General features: G+C 58.0%; 18 protein-coding genes. 11 read left to right on the top strand and 7 right to left on the bottom strand.

The genetic code is table 11. The features are described 5' to 3' along the window. The first annotated feature begins 12 nt into the window (after nt 1-12). On the top strand, nt 13-1,314 hold the full coding sequence (tyrS, locus tag AC3DKS_RS14250; protein ID WP_015753661.1) for a tyrosine--tRNA ligase: 1,302 nt from the start codon (nt 13-15) through the stop codon (nt 1,312-1,314). A gap of 67 nt (nt 1,315-1,381) precedes the next feature. Here tyrS and AC3DKS_RS14245 read toward each other — a convergent pair whose 3' ends face one another. From AC3DKS_RS14245 to AC3DKS_RS14235, 3 genes are all read right to left on the bottom strand, one after another. After that, nucleotides 1,382-2,368 carry a long-chain-fatty-acid--protein ligase gene (locus AC3DKS_RS14245; protein ID WP_272607080.1) on the bottom strand — a complete coding sequence of 329 codons (987 nt, stop codon included), beginning with the start codon at nt 2,366-2,368 and terminating at the stop codon, nt 1,382-1,384. An 85-nt stretch (nt 2,369-2,453) separates the two neighbouring features. Continuing rightward, a complete protein-coding gene (locus tag AC3DKS_RS14240) occupies nt 2,454-2,768 on the bottom strand; it encodes a T9SS type A sorting domain-containing protein (protein WP_272607081.1) in 315 nt (104 codons plus the stop codon). 188 nt (nt 2,769-2,956) lie between these two features. After that, on the bottom strand, nt 2,957-3,286 hold the full coding sequence (locus AC3DKS_RS14235; protein WP_488072991.1) for a T9SS type A sorting domain-containing protein: 330 nt from the start codon (nt 3,284-3,286) through the stop codon (nt 2,957-2,959). Nucleotides 3,287-3,499: 213 nt separating this feature from the next. On the opposite strand from AC3DKS_RS14235, the gene AC3DKS_RS14230 reads away from it, so the two are divergent. The 10 genes from AC3DKS_RS14230 (at nt 3,500) to AC3DKS_RS14185 (ending at nt 12,227) form a co-directional block, all read left to right on the top strand. After that, nucleotides 3,500-4,186, top strand: a complete 687-nt coding sequence (locus tag AC3DKS_RS14230) for a response regulator transcription factor (RefSeq protein WP_015753665.1) — start codon at nt 3,500-3,502, stop codon at nt 4,184-4,186. Beyond that, nucleotides 4,186-5,253, top strand: a complete 1,068-nt coding sequence (locus AC3DKS_RS14225) for a sensor histidine kinase (protein WP_272607082.1) — start codon at nt 4,186-4,188, stop codon at nt 5,251-5,253. The genes AC3DKS_RS14230 and AC3DKS_RS14225 overlap by 1 nt, the downstream gene beginning before the upstream one ends. A 53-nt stretch (nt 5,254-5,306) precedes the next feature. Next, nucleotides 5,307-5,984, top strand: coding sequence for a tRNA (guanosine(46)-N7)-methyltransferase TrmB (gene trmB, locus AC3DKS_RS14220; RefSeq protein WP_272607083.1), 678 nt, complete (start codon nt 5,307-5,309; stop codon nt 5,982-5,984). Further along, nucleotides 5,981-6,610, top strand: a complete 630-nt coding sequence (locus tag AC3DKS_RS14215) for a LysE family translocator (protein WP_041326999.1) — start codon at nt 5,981-5,983, stop codon at nt 6,608-6,610. The genes trmB and AC3DKS_RS14215 overlap by 4 nt, the downstream gene beginning before the upstream one ends. 4 nt (nt 6,611-6,614) lie before the next feature. Next, nucleotides 6,615-6,947, top strand: coding sequence for an MGMT family protein (locus AC3DKS_RS14210; protein WP_015753669.1), 333 nt, complete (start codon nt 6,615-6,617; stop codon nt 6,945-6,947). A 139-nt stretch (nt 6,948-7,086) separates the two neighbouring features. Then, the gene (locus AC3DKS_RS14205) at nt 7,087-8,235 is read left to right on the top strand and encodes an Mrp/NBP35 family ATP-binding protein (RefSeq protein WP_272607084.1); all 1,149 of its coding nucleotides are present in this window, start codon (nt 7,087-7,089) and stop codon (nt 8,233-8,235) included. A gap of 2 nt (nt 8,236-8,237) precedes the next feature. Beyond that, nucleotides 8,238-8,477, top strand: coding sequence for a NifU family protein (locus AC3DKS_RS14200; protein WP_015753671.1), 240 nt, complete (start codon nt 8,238-8,240; stop codon nt 8,475-8,477). Next, nucleotides 8,474-9,535 carry an NAD(P)/FAD-dependent oxidoreductase gene (locus tag AC3DKS_RS14195; RefSeq protein ID WP_015753672.1) on the top strand — a complete coding sequence of 354 codons (1,062 nt, stop codon included), beginning with the start codon at nt 8,474-8,476 and terminating at the stop codon, nt 9,533-9,535. The genes AC3DKS_RS14200 and AC3DKS_RS14195 overlap by 4 nt, the downstream gene beginning before the upstream one ends. A 15-nt stretch (nt 9,536-9,550) precedes the next feature. Beyond that, nucleotides 9,551-9,880 carry a 2Fe-2S iron-sulfur cluster-binding family protein gene (locus AC3DKS_RS14190; RefSeq protein ID WP_272607085.1) on the top strand — a complete coding sequence of 110 codons (330 nt, stop codon included), beginning with the start codon at nt 9,551-9,553 and terminating at the stop codon, nt 9,878-9,880. A 109-nt stretch (nt 9,881-9,989) separates the two neighbouring features. Further along, entirely contained in the window at nt 9,990-12,227 is a 2,238-nt protein-coding gene (locus AC3DKS_RS14185) for a penicillin acylase family protein (RefSeq protein ID WP_272607086.1), read from the top strand. A 2-nt stretch (nt 12,228-12,229) separates the two neighbouring features. On the opposite strand, the gene AC3DKS_RS14180 is transcribed toward AC3DKS_RS14185, so the two are convergent. From AC3DKS_RS14180 to AC3DKS_RS14165, 4 genes are all read right to left on the bottom strand, one after another. Beyond that, a complete protein-coding gene (locus AC3DKS_RS14180) occupies nt 12,230-12,874 on the bottom strand; it encodes a hypothetical protein (protein WP_015753675.1) in 645 nt (214 codons plus the stop codon). Between the two features lie 87 nt (nt 12,875-12,961). Then, nucleotides 12,962-14,023: a dipeptidase gene (locus tag AC3DKS_RS14175; RefSeq protein WP_015753676.1), complete on the bottom strand. Its 1,062-nt coding sequence runs from the start codon at nt 14,021-14,023 to the stop codon at nt 12,962-12,964. Nucleotides 14,024-14,025: 2 nt separating this feature from the next. Then, nucleotides 14,026-15,159 carry a D-TA family PLP-dependent enzyme gene (locus tag AC3DKS_RS14170; protein ID WP_272607087.1) on the bottom strand — a complete coding sequence of 378 codons (1,134 nt, stop codon included), beginning with the start codon at nt 15,157-15,159 and terminating at the stop codon, nt 14,026-14,028. Nucleotides 15,160-15,181: 22 nt separating this feature from the next. Continuing rightward, a partial coding sequence (locus AC3DKS_RS14165; protein WP_474732166.1) for a RidA family protein occupies nt 15,182-15,585 on the bottom strand: 404 nt, incomplete at its 5' end.

Here is a 15,585-nt window from a genome sequence, read left to right as displayed (position 1 = left end):
AAATTCAGGTACATGGCGACTAACTTTGTAAAGGAATTGGAATGGCGCGGGATGCTCCACGACGTCATGCCGGGTACGGAAGAACATTTGCTCTCCGGCATGCAGGCGGCCTATGTGGGAATCGACCCGACGGCGGACTCGCTCCATATCGGGCACCTGGTAGGGGTGATGATGCTCCGGCATTTCCAGATGGCCGGGCACAAGCCCATTGGCCTGGTAGGGGGAGCTACCGGGATGATCGGGGACCCCTCGGGGAAATCCGCCGAACGAAACCTGCTGGACGAAACGACCCTTAGGATGAACCAGGAAGCCATCAAGATGCAGCTTTCCCGGTTCCTGGACTTTGAAAGCGATGCCGAAAACGCCGCGGTCCTGGTGAACAACTACGACTGGATGAAGGATATCACGTTCCTGGATTTTATCCGGGACGTTGGCAAGCACATCACGGTAAACTACATGATGGCCAAGGACTCCGTCAAGAAACGCGTCTCGGACGAATCCGGCGAGGGCATGTCTTTTACGGAATTTACCTACCAACTCGTCCAGGGGTACGATTTTCTGCACCTGTACCGGAAATACAATTGCACGCTCCAGATGGGGGGCAGCGACCAGTGGGGGAATATTACCACAGGGACCGAGCTGATCCGCCGGATCGACGGGGGGAAGGGGTATGCCCTGACCTGTCCGCTGATCACCAAGGCGGACGGCACGAAATTCGGGAAGACCGAATCCGGGAACGTCTGGCTGGACGCCCATAAGACAAGCCCGTATAAATTCTACCAGTACTGGTTGAACACCTCGGATGAGGATGCCGAGAAATACATCAAGATTTTCACCTTCCTCAGCCGGGAGGAGATCGAAGGGCTGGTGGCGGAACACCGGGAGGCCCCGCATAAAAGGGAGCTGCAACGACGCCTGGCCGAGGAACTCACTACCATGGTCCATTCCCGGCAAGACCTGGAGAACGCCGTGACGGCCAGTTCCATCCTCTTCGGGAAATCGACTGCTGAGTCGCTCCGATCCCTGGGGGAGGAAACATTTATGGAGGTGTTTGAGGGCGTACCGCAATGCCACCTGCCAATCGGCGATATCGAATCGGGACTCGACATGGTGGCGGCCCTGTCGGCCCGCACCGGGTTCCTCAAATCGAACGGGGAGGCGCTGCGGGAACTCAAACAAAATGCCATCTCCGTCAATAAGGCCAAGGTAGACGACTCTTACACGATTACCGAAAAAGACCTGATCAGCGGGAAATTTGTTTTACTTCAGCGGGGCAAGAAGAATTATTTTGTACTCGTAGCCGATACGGACTGAGCCAAAGCAGCATCCCGGGCGCCCCCACCTGCCGCGAAATTGGCAGGATTTGCTTCTTTTTCCCTGCTTACCGGCCGATGGCGAGCAGGTTACAACCCCGGATATCCGAATGGTCGAACCGGCCGAGCACTTCAAAACCCTGGTCATCGGGGAGATGCCTGCCCAGATCCTGGGTGGCGATGAACGAACAGGAATGCCAGTTGGCGAGGTCGATGACATTGATCCCCCCGGTTCTCCCGGGGGTTACCGGGCTCAGCGGATCTTCCGTATCCCGGATTCGCACCTGCATCCAGGGCGGACACTGGAAGACGCCCCGGCCGGAAGAATAGGCCTGGGACAGCAATTCGGTCATCCCGTATTCCGAATGGACCCGCTCAAGCCCCAGGCCCCTGCACAGGCGCCCGTGCAATTCCTGCCGGATCAATTCCTTCCGCCGGCCCTTCATACCCCCGGTCTCCATGACCGTGGTTCCGGAGAGCTCCATCGGATGGGATTCGGCCAGGTCGAGCAGGGCAAAGGAAACCCCGATCAGCAGCACCCGGTCGTGCGCCCGGTCTGCCTCCCGAATCCGGGCGGCAATCCCGTCTGCGTCCCCATTGAGGAAACCGCTGCCTTCCCGGGCACCGGCCCGGATCAAACCCTCTACCATGTATATCAGGGACGAACCGGGACGTTCCTGATACGAGGGCAACAGGGCGAGGATACACCAATCGGAGACAGGGCCGAAAAAATATTCAAATCCCCGGGTATAGGAGGATGCGTAGAGCGACAAATCGGGCACAAAATGCCGGCTGAGCCCGCTGTCGGTGGTGCCGCTGCTTTGGAAAACGACAGTTTCGGTTGCCCCGCGGCGCAGGACTTTATGGCTTTTGAAAAATTCGATCGGGAGGAAGGGGATGTCTTCTGCCTGCGTTACTTCCCCGGGCGTCCGGCCGAGATGGCGGCAGAATTCCCCGTATACCGGCACGGTGCGGAACTGTGCGCGGAACACTTCCAGGGCGGCCTGCTCAAACGCCTCTCTGGAGGTTATCTCAAAGAAATCATATGCTTCCATGGGTTGCCGGCTTGCGGCAAAAATAATACAATTGCCGCTGCGGCATGCGGGGATGACGGGATTCCGGTACCCGGGAAGGGATACGCTAGCGTACCACCAGTTTTTTGGTGGCGTACCGGCCTTTTTGCTCAACCCGGACCATATACACCCCCGGAACCAACAGGTCGATGGCCAGTGCATCTCCGCTGAGCCGCCTTTCCAGTACTACTTTTCCAAAGAGGTCGTAAACGCGGACGGTTTTAGGTGCCGCGGAGTCCGAGTCGATATACACCACATTGGCGGTAGCCGGGTTGGGGTGCAGCCGGATGCGCGCCTCTCCCGATCCCGCGACCGCATCGGTCTGTTGGGCGGCGAGGCCGAATGTTCCCATGAAGAACAGCAGTAGGTAGATTTGCTTCATCAGGATGGTATTGATTTGGGATCAACAGTTTAAATATAAGGGCTCAGGGGCCTATCGGGGATAATTTGTTGTGAAGGGGGCATTTTTGTAGGTAAAGAAAAGGGGCCATGCCGTTCGTCGATAAAAACAGCAATTTTAACGACTGGCTTTCAGGGGGTAAGCTACCGGTGGAGGGAGGGGAATCCGTCTTATTTAACGATCAGTTTGCGGGTGGCGACTTTGTCGCGCTCATATACCTGGATGAGGTATACCCCTGCATCGAGGCCGGTGAGGTTCAGTTCCGAGCCCAGGATGGTCGTCTTCAGGACCGGGGTGCCCAGGACATTGTAGATATGCACGGTCTTGGGGGCATTCGAAGCGGTTACGATCTGTACTTTACCCTGTGTAACGGGGTTCGGGTACAGTTTGAACCCCTCAATATCCCCCCGGTTATTCACCTCCTGGGAGAATCCGGCAGTAACAAAAAGCAGTAAAATAAAGGTGTAAAAGTGCTTCATACTCAGAGGCTCGCAAACCACATGCCACAAAGATAGCAGTTTTGCCCTGCGATTGCCCTGCAGCTTCCCTAAAGATCGAAATTTTTCGACGAAATGCGCTATCCCTGTACACTTTAACACGAAAGGCCGGCGGTATGTTATCGAATTGTTAGCTGTATTAAATTGGCGTTAAGCTACCTTTAAACTAGCGCTTTTGTTATATTTTTGGAACTCGTTCAACCAAACCGCGGCACCATGAAAAATCAGGATATCAAAATTCTACTCGTCGACGACGAACCCGATATTCTGGAAATCCTCAGCTACAACCTCACTTCCGAGGGCTATCAGGTGTATACGGCCAGGAACGGGGCAGAAGGCGTCGAAAAGGCGCGGAAAAAGAATCCCCACCTGATCATACTCGATGTGATGATGCCCGAAATGGACGGCATCGAGGCCTGCGAGATCATCCGCAAGACCAAAGGCCTGCAGGACAGTATCATCGCTTTCCTCACGGCCCGGAATGAAGATTATTCCCAGGTTGCCGGATTCGATGCCGGGGCGGACGACTACATCACCAAGCCCATCAAGCCCAAGGTGTTTATCAGCAAGGTCAAGGCGCTGCTGCGCCGGCTCAAAAATCAGGAAGGCTCCGGGGAGGACATCCTCAAGGTGGGCAAACTGGTCATCAACCGGGAAGAGTACAAGGTGGTCAATAAGGGAGAGGAACTCACATTGCCCCGGAAGGAATTTGAATTGCTGGCGCTGCTGGCCTCCAAGCCGGACAAGGTATTTAAGCGGGAGGTAATCCTGGACAAGGTCTGGGGCCAGGAAGTGGTCGTGGGCGGGCGAACCATCGACGTGCACATCCGGAAGCTCCGCGAGAAAATCGGGGAATCGCATTTCAAGACCGTCAAAGGCGTGGGGTATAAGTTCGTCGAATAATGGCCACCAAGCTCCGCAGGTCCTATCGTTTTTCCCTTCGTTCCGCCTTCTATATTACGTTGTTTCTGATCCTGTCAGCCGGGATCCTCCTCTACCTGACGGATTTGATCGACGCCTATTGGATGGCGTTACCCGTGCTGGCTGTCCTGGTCTTTAGCATTGCGTTCCTGGTGGTCCAGATCCGGGCCGAACGCTTTATCTACCGTCGCATCGAGCAGATCTACGAGGACGTATCCCTTTTGGAATCCACCTCCCTGACCTCCGGGCCCATCACCACGGACCTGCGCACCCTGAACGAAGAGATTGAAAATTTTGCCCGTGCCAAGAAAATTGAGATCGACACGTTGCGGATCCGGGAAGAATACCGGAAGGAATTCCTGGGCAATGTGTCCCACGAGCTGAAAACCCCCCTCTTCACCGTGCAGGGCTACATCCATACGCTGCTGGACGGCGCCCTGGACGACAAAAAGGTTAGGCGCAAGTATTTGAACCGGGCGGCCAAGGGGGTTGAGCGGCTTATCTATATCATCAAGGACCTGGACCTGATTACCAAGCTGGAGGTTGGCGACCTGCACCTGGAATGGGAGACCTTTGACATTGTCGAGCTGATACAGAGCGTGTTCGACCTGCTCGAAATGAAGGCGGCCAAAAAAGAGATCAGCCTCGTTTTTGACATGGAATACACCACTCCCATCTACGTCCGGGCAGACAAGGAGAAAATCCAGCAGGTACTCACCAACCTGGTGGTCAATTCCATCAAATACGGGTATCCCAAGGGGACCACGGAGGTAAGCGTGGAGAACCTGATCAAGAACAAGGTCATTATCCGCGTAACCGACAACGGGGAGGGGATTGCCGAGCAGCACCTGACCCGCCTTTTCGAGCGCTTCTACCGGGTAGACAAAAGCGGCAGCCGGAAAGAGGGGGGCAGCGGCCTGGGCCTGGCCATTGTAAAACACATTATAGAAGCCCACAACGAAAAAATCTACGTGGAGAGCGACGTGGACGTGGGGTCCGAATTCTCCTTTACCCTTGAAAAGGCCAAGGGCAGCCCGGGCCCGGATTGAGGCAGTGTTCTGGCCCCGTTTTCGTAGCTTTGCGCTACCAAACGACCAATTGAGTGGGCAGTAAGAATAAACTGAAGCGCTTCCGCGACAACGAACGATTCTCCAACGTCATCCAACCCGAACGGGAAAACCTGCTGAAAGGGGATTTTGAATACCGGGGCCGCTGGTCCGCGTTTTTCGGCAACGAAAACCCAATTGTGCTGGAACTCGGCTGCGGCAAAGGGGAGTATACCCTGGAATTGGCCCGCCGCAACCCGGGAACCAATTACCTGGGGGTGGACATCAAGGGAGCCAGGATCTGGCGGGGGGCCAAAACCGCCCTGGAAGAACCCCTGCCCAACGCGGGCTTCCTCCGGACGCATATCGAACTGATCGACCGGGTATTTGCCCCCGGGGAAGTGGCTGAAATCTGGATTACGTTTCCGGACCCGCAGATCAAATTCAAACGGACGAAGCACCGGATGACCAACCCGGATTTCCTGCGTCGCTACCGGGATGTGTTGGAGCCGGGCGGCCGGGTGCACCTGAAGACAGACAGCGAGTTCATGCACGGGTATACCCTGGGCTTGCTGCAGGGGCTGGGGATCCCGGTTCTTTATGCCAACCACGATATTTACAAAAACTCCGGCGCACCGGCCGAAGCGACCGGGATCCAGACTTTTTACGAAAAACAGTATCTTGAAAGGGGAAAAGCCATCACCTATCTCGCTTTCAGCCTGGATGCCTTATGACACACATGCTGACCTTGTTTTTTGCCACATTCTCGGCGGCCTTCATGGCTACCGTGCCCCCCGGGTTGCTCAACCTGAACGCCGCAAAGATCAGTGTGGAAAAAGGCAAGTCCAACGGAATCATCTTCAGCCTGGGGGTGTCCACCATGGTAGTGATCCAGGCGTATATCGCCGTGCTCATTTCCAAGTTCCTGTACCGGAACCCCGAGGTCATCGTCTGGCTGCAAAAGGCCGCCCTGGTGGTCTTTGCTTTTTTTGCCATCTACTTTTTCGTCAAGGCGCGAAAGGAAAAAGACCTCCCCCGTCAAATGGTGGAGGTGCGCCGGCGGAACAGTTACCTGAAGGGCATGGTCCTGGCCTCCCTGAATTTTCTCACCATCCCCTATTACAGTGCCCTGAACGCCATGTGGAACGCTTCCGGCTGGATCGACTTCAAATTCTGGGACATCGCGGTTTTTATCCTTTCGGCGGGATGCGGGACGTTTTCGGTCCTCTACCTCTATACCGTGTATTTTACCAAACTGGACTCGCGCACCAATGCATTTTCGAAGAACTCCAACTATGTGCTGGCCGTATTGATGGTAGTTCTGCTGGTCATCACCCTGATCCGCGTCTTTTACACCTGAACCCATGAGCGACCGCGACCCCCATTTTTTTCAGCGCGTTTACGAAGTAGTCCGCCAGGTGCCCTACGGGCGGGTGACTTCCTACGGGGCCATTGCCCGTTATCTCGGAACCGCCCGCAGCGCCCGGGTCGTCGGCTGGGCCATGAACCAGTCGCATGGGATGGAAGACGTGCCTGCCCATCGGGTGGTCAACCGCAACGGGTTGCTTACGGGGAAACACCATTTCGGGGGGACCCGCCTTATGCAGCAGCTCCTGGAAAACGAGGGCGTCCGCGTAGTGGAGAACCAGGTGGTGGATTTCCGGCGCCACTACTGGGACCCGGGAGAAGAACTGTAGGCCCGGGGGAAGAACTGGAGGCCCCGGGGAAGAACTGTAGGCCCGGGCTTTTTCATTGCCTTATTTATAAGGGGTTTGCCTTTTTCGGTTTGGATTCCAAGCCGTATCTTTGTTGTTTAGAATGAATTTGAATAAATCTATGGCTGTTTCACTCGACAAACAAGAAATCCGAAAAGCACTGGAAGGCATCACCGTCCCCGGGGAAGGCGAGAATATGGTGGCAAGCGGGGCCGTCCGGAATATCCAGGTGTTCGGGGATGAAGTGGTCGTGGATATCACGATAAAAAACCCGAGCCTCCAGGCCAGGAAAAAGACAGAAGTGAGTATTCTGCAAACCATCCACCGGGAGGTCTACGAGAAGGCGAAGATCAAAGTAAACGTAACCGTGGATGCCCCGGCCAAAAAGCCGGCCGGCAATACGATTCGGGGCAAAGCGATTCCCGGGATCGACAATATCATCGCCGTGGCCAGCGGCAAAGGGGGCGTGGGAAAATCTACCGTAACGGCCAACCTGGCGGTAACCCTGGCCCAGATGGGGTTCCGGGTAGGCCTGCTGGATGCAGATATCTACGGCCCTTCCATCCCGATTATGTTCGACGTGGCGGGCGAGAAGCCCCTGGCCGTTGAGGTAGCCGGGAAGTCCCGGATGCGCCCGGTTGAGAATTACGGCGTCAAGGTGCTCTCCATCGGCTTCTTTACCGAACCCGACCAGGCGGTGATCTGGCGGGGCCCCATGGCCGCCAAGGCGCTGAACCAAATGATATTCGACGCCCATTGGGGCGAACTGGACTTCCTCCTGGTAGACCTGCCGCCCGGAACGGGGGATATCCACCTGAGCATCATGCAATCCCTCCCGATTACAGGCGCGGTGGTAGTGAGTACCCCCCAGCAGATCGCACTGGCCGATGCCCGCAAGGGGGTGGCCATGTTCCGGCAGGAAGCCATCCGGGTCCCCGTACTGGGACTGGTGGAAAATATGGCGTATTTTACACCGGCAGAACTTCCGGATAACCAGTATTATATATTTGGCCGCCACGGTGCCCGCAACCTGGCCGAAGACCTGGATATCCCATTCCTGGGGGATATCCCGCTGGTACAGGGTATCCGGGAAGCCTCGGATGTCGGCCGGCCGGCAGCCTTGCAGGAGGGGACCCCTACGCGGGAAGCCTTCGAGGAACTCACCCGGCGTACCGTTCGGGAACTCGTCGCTCGCAACGAGTCCCTGCCCCCTACCCGGGCGATTGAGATTACAACCATGGCCGGCTGCGAAGCCGTTAAAAAGAGCTAAACATGACTTCAGAAGAATTAACCTCAAAGATCGAAGCCGCCCTGGAGGAGATCCGTCCGTTTCTCCAGAGCGACGGGGGCGATATTTCACTGGTCGGCATAGAGGACGGCACCCGGGTAAAGGTGCGACTCGAAGGGGCCTGTGTAGGGTGTACCGTGAACCAGATGACTTTAAAGAGCGGTGTGGAAATGACCATTAAAAAACACGCCCCTCAAATCGAACAAGTCATCAATATCTCATGATCCAAACGGATATCCTCATTATCGGTGCTGGCCCCACCGGGCTATTTGCGGTATTCGAGGCCGGCCTGCTGCAGCTTAAATGCCATATTATCGATGCCCTGCCGCAACCCGGGGGGCAGCTGGCCGAAATCTACCCAAAGAAACCCATATACGATATCCCGGGCTTCCCGGAGGTGCTCGCAGGTGACCTCGTCGACAACCTGATGGAACAAATCGAACCGTTCCAACCGGGATTTACCCTGGGGGAGCGGGCCGAAACCATCGAAAAACAGGAAGACGGCAGCTTTATTGTGACCACCAGTGAGGGGACCCGGCACCAGGCGCCCGTAGTGGCCATCGCCGGGGGCCTCGGCAGTTTTGAACCGCGGAAACCCCTGTTGAAAAACCTGGATGAATACGAAGGCAAGGGCCTTACCTACATGATCCGGGACCCGGAAATTTACCGGGGAAAGCAGGTGGTCATCGCCGGGGGCGGCGATTCGGCCCTGGACTGGAGCATCTTCCTGGCGGATATTGCGAGCAGCGTGACCCTGGTGCACCGGCGGAATGAATTCCGGGGCGCCCTGGATTCCGTGGAAAAGGTGCGGGAACTGAAAAACAAGGGCAGGATCCGGTTAATCACGCCTGCCGAAGTGGTACGCCTGGAAGGCTCCGGGAAGTTGGAGGCCGTCGTGGTGCGACGCTCCGCCGAACCGGCTGGAGACACGCGGATTGAGACGGATGCCTTTATCCCGTTGTTCGGCCTTTCTCCCAAATTGGGACCCATTGCCAACTGGGGCCTGGAGATCGAGAAAAATGCCATCCGGGTGGATAATACGCTGGACTATCAGACAAATATCCCCGGCATCTATGCCATTGGGGATGTGAATACCTACCCGGGCAAACTCAAACTCATACTCTGCGGCTTCCACGAAGCCACCCTGATGTGCCAGAGCGCCTACCAGCGGATCCACCCCGATAAACGATATGTCATGAAGTACACGACCGTCGGGGGTGTCCAGGGCTTTGACGGTAGCAAGAAAGAGGCCCCGAAAGCCGTGATACGATCCATAGACTAACCCCCACCCAATAGCATGAGCGATATCAATGTAACGATTACGGACCGGGACGGACAGGTACACGAGGTGACCGCCCCGACGGATATGAACATGAACCTGATGGAACTGGTCCGGGCCTATGAACTGGCACCGGAAGGGACCATCGGGGTATGCGGGGGCATGGCCATGTGCGCATCCTGCCAGTGCTACGTAAAAAGCGACCATCCCCTGCCGCCAAAATCCGACGAGGAGGAAGCGATGCTCTCCGAAGCTTTCTATGTGGAGGAGAACAGCCGGCTGGGCTGCCAAATCCACCTCAGCGAAGGCCTGGACGGCCTGGAAGTGGAGCTGGCCCCTGAGAGCTGAGGCCGGAGCGAGCTGTGGCAGACTCTTCCGGAGTTGGCGTCGGACCCGGCTCCCCAGGGAAGCCAGAGCCCTGTCGATTTTCCGTATCTTCCATCAAAATTTTACTGACATGAGAACAGCATGTATCGGGTTGCTGACCCTGTTGCTGGTATCCTGCAGCCAGGAACCGGCCAACCCGGAAGTGGCCGCATGGGAAGAACAGGCATCCCGTATAACCATCCACCGGGATGATTTCGGCGTGCCCCATGTATACGGGAAAACGGATGCGGATGCCGTCTTCGGGATGCTATACGCCCAATGCGAAGACGACTTTAACCGGGTGGAACGGAACTATATCTGGGCCATTGGAAGGCTGGCCGAAATAGAAGGGGAGGAAGCGCTCTACAGCGACCTGCGCGCCCGGATGTTTATGAGCCGGGAAGAGGCGATCGCCGCCTATGAGAACAGCCCGTCCTGGCTTCGTGACCTCTGTGACGCCTTTGCCGACGGGGTCAATTATTACCTGCATACGCACCCGGAGGTAACCCCGAAACTCCTCACCCGGTTCGAACCCTGGATGCCCATGTATTTCAGCGAGGGCTCCATTGGGGGCGATATCGAACGGGTACGGACCGACCGGATCCGCAATTGGTACGAGGAAGGGGTGGAATTCCCGGAAGCCGCTTTCCGGGAGGCCGGGGGGCAGGAAGCCGGGGAACAGGAGATCCGGGAACGGGAACCCGAACCGGAACCGCAGGGGTCCAACGGGATTGCCATTTCCGGGGAACTCACCGAATCCGGCGATGCCATGTTGCTGATTAATCCGCACACCTCCTTTTACTTCCGGGGCGAGGTACACATGGTCAGCGAGGAAGGCCTCAACGCCTACGGGGCGGTTACCTGGGGGCAATTTTTCATCTACCAGGGATTTAATGAAAAGACGGGATGGATGCATACTTCCACCTATACGGATGTGCTCGACGAGTTTCTGGAAGTCGTGACCCGGGTGGGGGACAGCCTGTATTACCAGTACGGGGAAGAACTGCGCCCGGTGGAGGAGCGGGAGGTGACCCTGGCCTATCGTTCCGGGGACAGCCTGGCCGTACGGAACTTCCCGGTCTACCGGACGCATCATGGCCCCCTGACGCACGTTGCCGACGGCCGGCCCGTGGCCACGGCCATGATGTGGGATCCCGTGAATGCCCTGCAACAGTCCTTCATCCGAACAAAACAGGACGGGTATCAAGGGTTTCGCAAGATGATGGACATCCGGACAAACTCGTCGAACAATACGGTGTATGCGGACGCAGACGGCAACATCGCTTATTTCCACGGGAATTTTATCCCAAGGCGCGACCCCCGGTTCAACTACCGGGAACCCGTGGACGGCAGCGATCCGGCTACGGACTGGCAGGGGTTGCATACGGTGGATGAGAACATCCTGATCCGCAATCCCGCCAATGGCTGGATCCAGAATTGTAATTCCACGCCCTTTACAGCGGCCCTGGAGTACAGCCCGAAACGGGAAGACTATCCGGGCTATATGTCCCGGGACGAGGAAAATTACCGGGGCATTCACGCCATCCAATTATTGAGGGGGCGCAGGGGGTATACGCTGGACAGCCTGATATCCCTGGCCTACGACCCGTACCTGCCCGCCTTTGAAGACCTCATCCCCGGGTTGGTGGCCGCTTATGAGGAACACGCCTCCGATTACCCGGATCTCGCGGGTCCCATCGGGACCTTACGGCAATGGGATTACCGGACTTCTGAAGCGTCTGTGGCTATGACCCTGGGGCATTTCTACGGGGATTTGTACAGCTGGAAGGCCCGGCGCCCGGCGCACATTTCGGAGGGTGACTGGCAGGATATGAGCGGGATGGAATTCGTGAAGTACCTCGGGGCGGACTCCCCGCCTGCGGAACGCCTGGAAGTTTTTCGGGAGGTGATCGAAAAGCTGGAGGGGGATTTTGGCACCTGGGAACTCCCCTGGGGAACGGTCAACCGGTACCAGCGCATTAACGGGGACGTCCGGCAGCCTTTCAACGACAGCCTGCCGAGTATCCCCATCGGGTTTGCCTCCGGGCGGTGGGGCGCCCTGGCCGCTTACGGGGCCCGGTACCACAACGATACCAAAAAAATCTACGGTACCCGCGGGAACAGTTTTGTCGCGGTGGTGGAATTCGGGGAGAAAGTCCGGGCAAAATCCATATTGGCCGGCGGACAGAGCGGCGATCCGGCCTCCCCGCATTTCGACGACCAGGCCGGGATGTACCGGCGGGCGGAATTCAAGGAAGTTCCCTATTATCCGGAGGATGTGATTGAGCGGGCTGCGGAGACGTATCATCCCGGGCAACGGGGCGATTAGGCTTATTCGTCTTTTACGAGGATCAGGCTTGCCTTGGAGCCCGTAGACAACAGCCACTTGTTGGAATAGATCAGCTGGCCCTTGTCGTCGTATACGTCTACCTGTGCGGTGTTCGGGCCGGTAGACCCCTGGTTGAGCGCCTCGAAGTCGATCCGGTTAAAGCCCTTATCCAGCTCCAGGTTGATCCCCTTGAATGTCCCGGTTAGCAGGATATTCGGCTCGGCCACCTCCCCGTCCACCAGGATGCGGACGCGGTCGCCGTCTACGAATTCGTGGTCCCGGCAAACGATGCCGACGAATTTTGACGAGGTTTTCACATCCCCCAGGTACATGTCGCCGAAGTGTTTCCCGGAGCTGCCTTTTTCAGCTTCCCCGATTTTGGGTTTCAGTACCAGGTCGTGGCCGGCTTGCTTCAGGTCCCTGTCGGGCAGCATCCGGACCGGGTTCTTCCGATCGGAGAGGCCCAGGTCGATTTCCGGTTTTTTATCGAGGAGGTTCGGGGCCGGGAGGCCTTCGGGGCTCGCATTGACGTCCTTGTCCGGTTCGGCCGAAATATCCAGCCGCCGGGTTTGCGGGACATCCGTCTGGGCCAGGGCCCCGGTGGCGAAACATACCGCGAGTACGAAGAAGATCAAGAGGCTCCGCATAGCTATAACTGCATAACGTAAAAGTAGCAAATACCTTGCCGGACCGGTATAAATTGCTGTTAAATTCGACAGGCGACCAGCCGGGGCTTACTTCCAGGCCTCTTTGAGGAAGCGGATGGCATTGCCGTGGAAGATGTTCGCCACATCGTCCCGGGTAAACCCTCGTTCCGTGAGCATGGGGACCAGTTGTTGCAGCCCCGCAATCGTATCCAGGTCTGCAGGCCCCTGTTCCTTTCCGAAACCCCCGTCCAGGTCCGTGCCCAGGGCGGCGTGTCGGGTATTTCCCGCCAGGTTGCACAGGTATTCCAGGTGATCTGCAACATGCCGGAGGCCCACATCGGTGTTCTGGGGGTTCGATTGGCCCTTCACCCAACCGGGCACGAGCATCCAGGCATCCAGGGCCGTGCCGATAACAGCCCCCCGTTCGAGCAGGGCGCGAAACTGGTCGTCCGCAAACTGGCGCTGGTCCGGGACGAGTTTCCTGGAATTCGAATGGCTCGCCCAAACGGGCCCCTGAAACATCTCAAGGGCCTCCCAGAACCCGTCATCGCTCAGGTGGGTAACGTCCAGGATCATCCCGAGGCGATCCATCTCTGCCAGTAACTCCCGCCCGGCAGGCCCGAGCCCCCCTTCGGCGTGCGTTCCCCGGGCATAGGTGCCGGGGCCGTAATGGGCCGGCCCCACAATCCGGAGTCCCATGTCGTAGGATCGTTGCAGGAGCCGGGGCTCCACGATGGAGTCGGCACCTTCCAGGCTGAGTACGTACCCGATGGGCCCGCCGGAATCCTCTTGCCAGAGGCGTACGTGTTCGTCCAGGAGCTGCGCCGAGGTGATACATCGCAAGTGGCCCTGCCGCTCCATTTCGCGGTACCAGGCGAGTTGCCCCTGGGTCTGGGCCCAGGCCTGGGCCGGGGAATGCCACCCCGGCAGCGGGTTTCCCGGTTTTACATGGCGCGCAATCAGCGTAGCCACGCAAAGGCCCACGGATCCGCGAATCATTTCCGGGAAGCAGACGGTTCCTTTCCCGCGATCCGGTTTATCGTCCCAACCGGCTTCGCGCCGGCGGATTTCCGAAATGGGCCGCGTCAGGTCCCGGTTCCATTCCATGGCATTCATCGCCAGGTCCAGGTGGATATCGAATAGCAGCATGGTTATATTTTAATTTTGTAGTCCCGGGCAGCAACTTTCCAGGCCTTCCGCACCTGCCGGTCTTCCACCACCAGCAGTTCCGGGTATTTGGCTACAGTCGGGCAGATGTGCATCGGAAACCCGTAAAGGACCTGTCCGATCTCCGGCACAGCGCCTTCCCCGCAATCCAGGACCAGGTGTTCCTCGCTCTGGCCCACCTGTCGGCATCCGGGCAGTTCGGGCAATGCGACACGGGGAAAGTCCATCTCCGGGGCGATGGCTTTGTGGCCCAGGTCCAGGCAGGCTATACCCGGCCGGGGGTGGCTCACCACCCGGGTGAGCAATACGGCCGCTATCTCAAAGGGCATGTCCGGAAAGAGGCTTTGGTAACGGGCGTCCCAGAGCAATGTAGTGCCCGGGCTGAGTTCCACGCCTTCCCGGTAGGCGTGCATTGGGAAGCTCGGCGAGCCTCCCGCAATGATTGCCGGCACGTCCAACCCTTCGGAAACCAACTGGTCCCGCAGTTTGGCGACCCCTTCAAATGCCTTGTCCGCGGCCGCCTGTCGCTCGCTGGTATCGGTCTGGCGGTTGTGGCCGTCGTAGGCGTGCAACCCGCAGGCTTCCAGGTGGGGGTGGGCGGCGATTTTCCGGTACAGGGCCGCAGCCGCCGCTCCCGGAACAATCCCCGTGCGGTCCATTCCCGTATTCAGGTCCAGGTAAAGGCGGATTTGCGCATTGTGGGAGGTGGCCAGTTCCCCCAATGCTTTCAAGGTCTCCTCGTGGTCCACGAGGGCTGCAAACCGCACCCCGGGGTAGGCCGCCTGCAAGCGTAATAATCGTTCCTGGTCCGGGCCGACGGGTTGATAAGCCAGCAGGATATCCCCGGCCCCGAGGCTGCCGAGCAATTCCGCTTCGGCAATGGTTGCGCATTTAAACCGGTCGATACCCCGCTCCCTTTGCATTTGGATGATTTCGGCCGTCTTGTGCGTTTTAATATGGGGCCTGAGGCGGTCGGGGCTCCCCGCGATTCGGATCATCGCGTCGATGTTCCTGCGGATACGCTCGGGATACACCAACAGGGCCGGGGAGGGGACTTCCCGGGCGTTTTGGATTTCGTACCAGGCGGGAGCTGCTGAGCCTGCGGAGTTTGCTGCCATATCTGCGGAGTTTGCTGCCAAATCAGCGGAGTTTAAACACAGCTTCCACTTCCACCGGGATGTTTCCCGGGAGCATCATCCCCACGGCGCTTCGGACCCCCACACCTTTGTCCGGCCCGAAGACCTCCTGCATCAGTTCGCTGAACCCGTTGATTACCAGGGGGTGGTCCGGGAATTCGGGCGTGGCATTGACCATCCCGAGGGTCTTCACCAACCGGTCGATACGGTCTACCGACCCAAAATGGGTCCGGATGGTGGAGAGCATGGTCAGGCCCACCTGCCGGGCGGCGGCCTTAGCCTGGCTGAGGTCCAGGTCGTCTCCCGCCCGGCCGCGCATCAGCGAGCCGTCTTTCTGCATGGGCCCCTGCCCGGATACGTAGAGGAAGCCGTCCAGTTCAAGGACGGGCTTATACAACCCGGCCGGGG

It is taken from the genome of Robiginitalea sp. (assembly GCF_982776155.1).
The sequence above is the reverse complement of the archived record's forward strand: the minus strand, read 5'-3'. Positions and strand labels throughout refer to the sequence as shown.

What these genes read in the sequence shown, in the direction of transcription:
- tyrS (WP_015753661.1), top strand. Translation starts at nt 13, where the DNA reads ATGGCGACTAACTTTGTAAAGGAATTGGAATGGCGCGGGATGCTCCAC.
- AC3DKS_RS14245 (WP_272607080.1), bottom strand. Translation starts at nt 2,368, where the DNA reads ATGGAAGCATATGATTTCTTTGAGATAACCTCCAGAGAGGCGTTTGAG.
- AC3DKS_RS14240 (WP_272607081.1), bottom strand. Translation starts at nt 2,768, where the DNA reads ATGAAGCAAATCTACCTACTGCTGTTCTTCATGGGAACATTCGGCCTC.
- AC3DKS_RS14230 (WP_015753665.1), top strand. Translation starts at nt 3,500, where the DNA reads ATGAAAAATCAGGATATCAAAATTCTACTCGTCGACGACGAACCCGAT.
- AC3DKS_RS14225 (WP_272607082.1), top strand. Translation starts at nt 4,186, where the DNA reads ATGGCCACCAAGCTCCGCAGGTCCTATCGTTTTTCCCTTCGTTCCGCC.
- AC3DKS_RS14215 (WP_041326999.1), top strand. Translation starts at nt 5,981, where the DNA reads ATGACACACATGCTGACCTTGTTTTTTGCCACATTCTCGGCGGCCTTC.
- AC3DKS_RS14210 (WP_015753669.1), top strand. Translation starts at nt 6,615, where the DNA reads ATGAGCGACCGCGACCCCCATTTTTTTCAGCGCGTTTACGAAGTAGTC.
- AC3DKS_RS14205 (WP_272607084.1), top strand. Translation starts at nt 7,087, where the DNA reads ATGGCTGTTTCACTCGACAAACAAGAAATCCGAAAAGCACTGGAAGGC.
- AC3DKS_RS14200 (WP_015753671.1), top strand. Translation starts at nt 8,238, where the DNA reads ATGACTTCAGAAGAATTAACCTCAAAGATCGAAGCCGCCCTGGAGGAG.
- AC3DKS_RS14195 (WP_015753672.1), top strand. Translation starts at nt 8,474, where the DNA reads ATGATCCAAACGGATATCCTCATTATCGGTGCTGGCCCCACCGGGCTA.
- AC3DKS_RS14190 (WP_272607085.1), top strand. Translation starts at nt 9,551, where the DNA reads ATGAGCGATATCAATGTAACGATTACGGACCGGGACGGACAGGTACAC.
- AC3DKS_RS14185 (WP_272607086.1), top strand. Translation starts at nt 9,990, where the DNA reads ATGAGAACAGCATGTATCGGGTTGCTGACCCTGTTGCTGGTATCCTGC.
- AC3DKS_RS14180 (WP_015753675.1), bottom strand. Translation starts at nt 12,874, where the DNA reads ATGCGGAGCCTCTTGATCTTCTTCGTACTCGCGGTATGTTTCGCCACC.
- AC3DKS_RS14175 (WP_015753676.1), bottom strand. Translation starts at nt 14,023, where the DNA reads ATGCTGCTATTCGATATCCACCTGGACCTGGCGATGAATGCCATGGAA.
- AC3DKS_RS14170 (WP_272607087.1), bottom strand. Translation starts at nt 15,159, where the DNA reads ATGGCAGCAAACTCCGCAGGCTCAGCAGCTCCCGCCTGGTACGAAATC.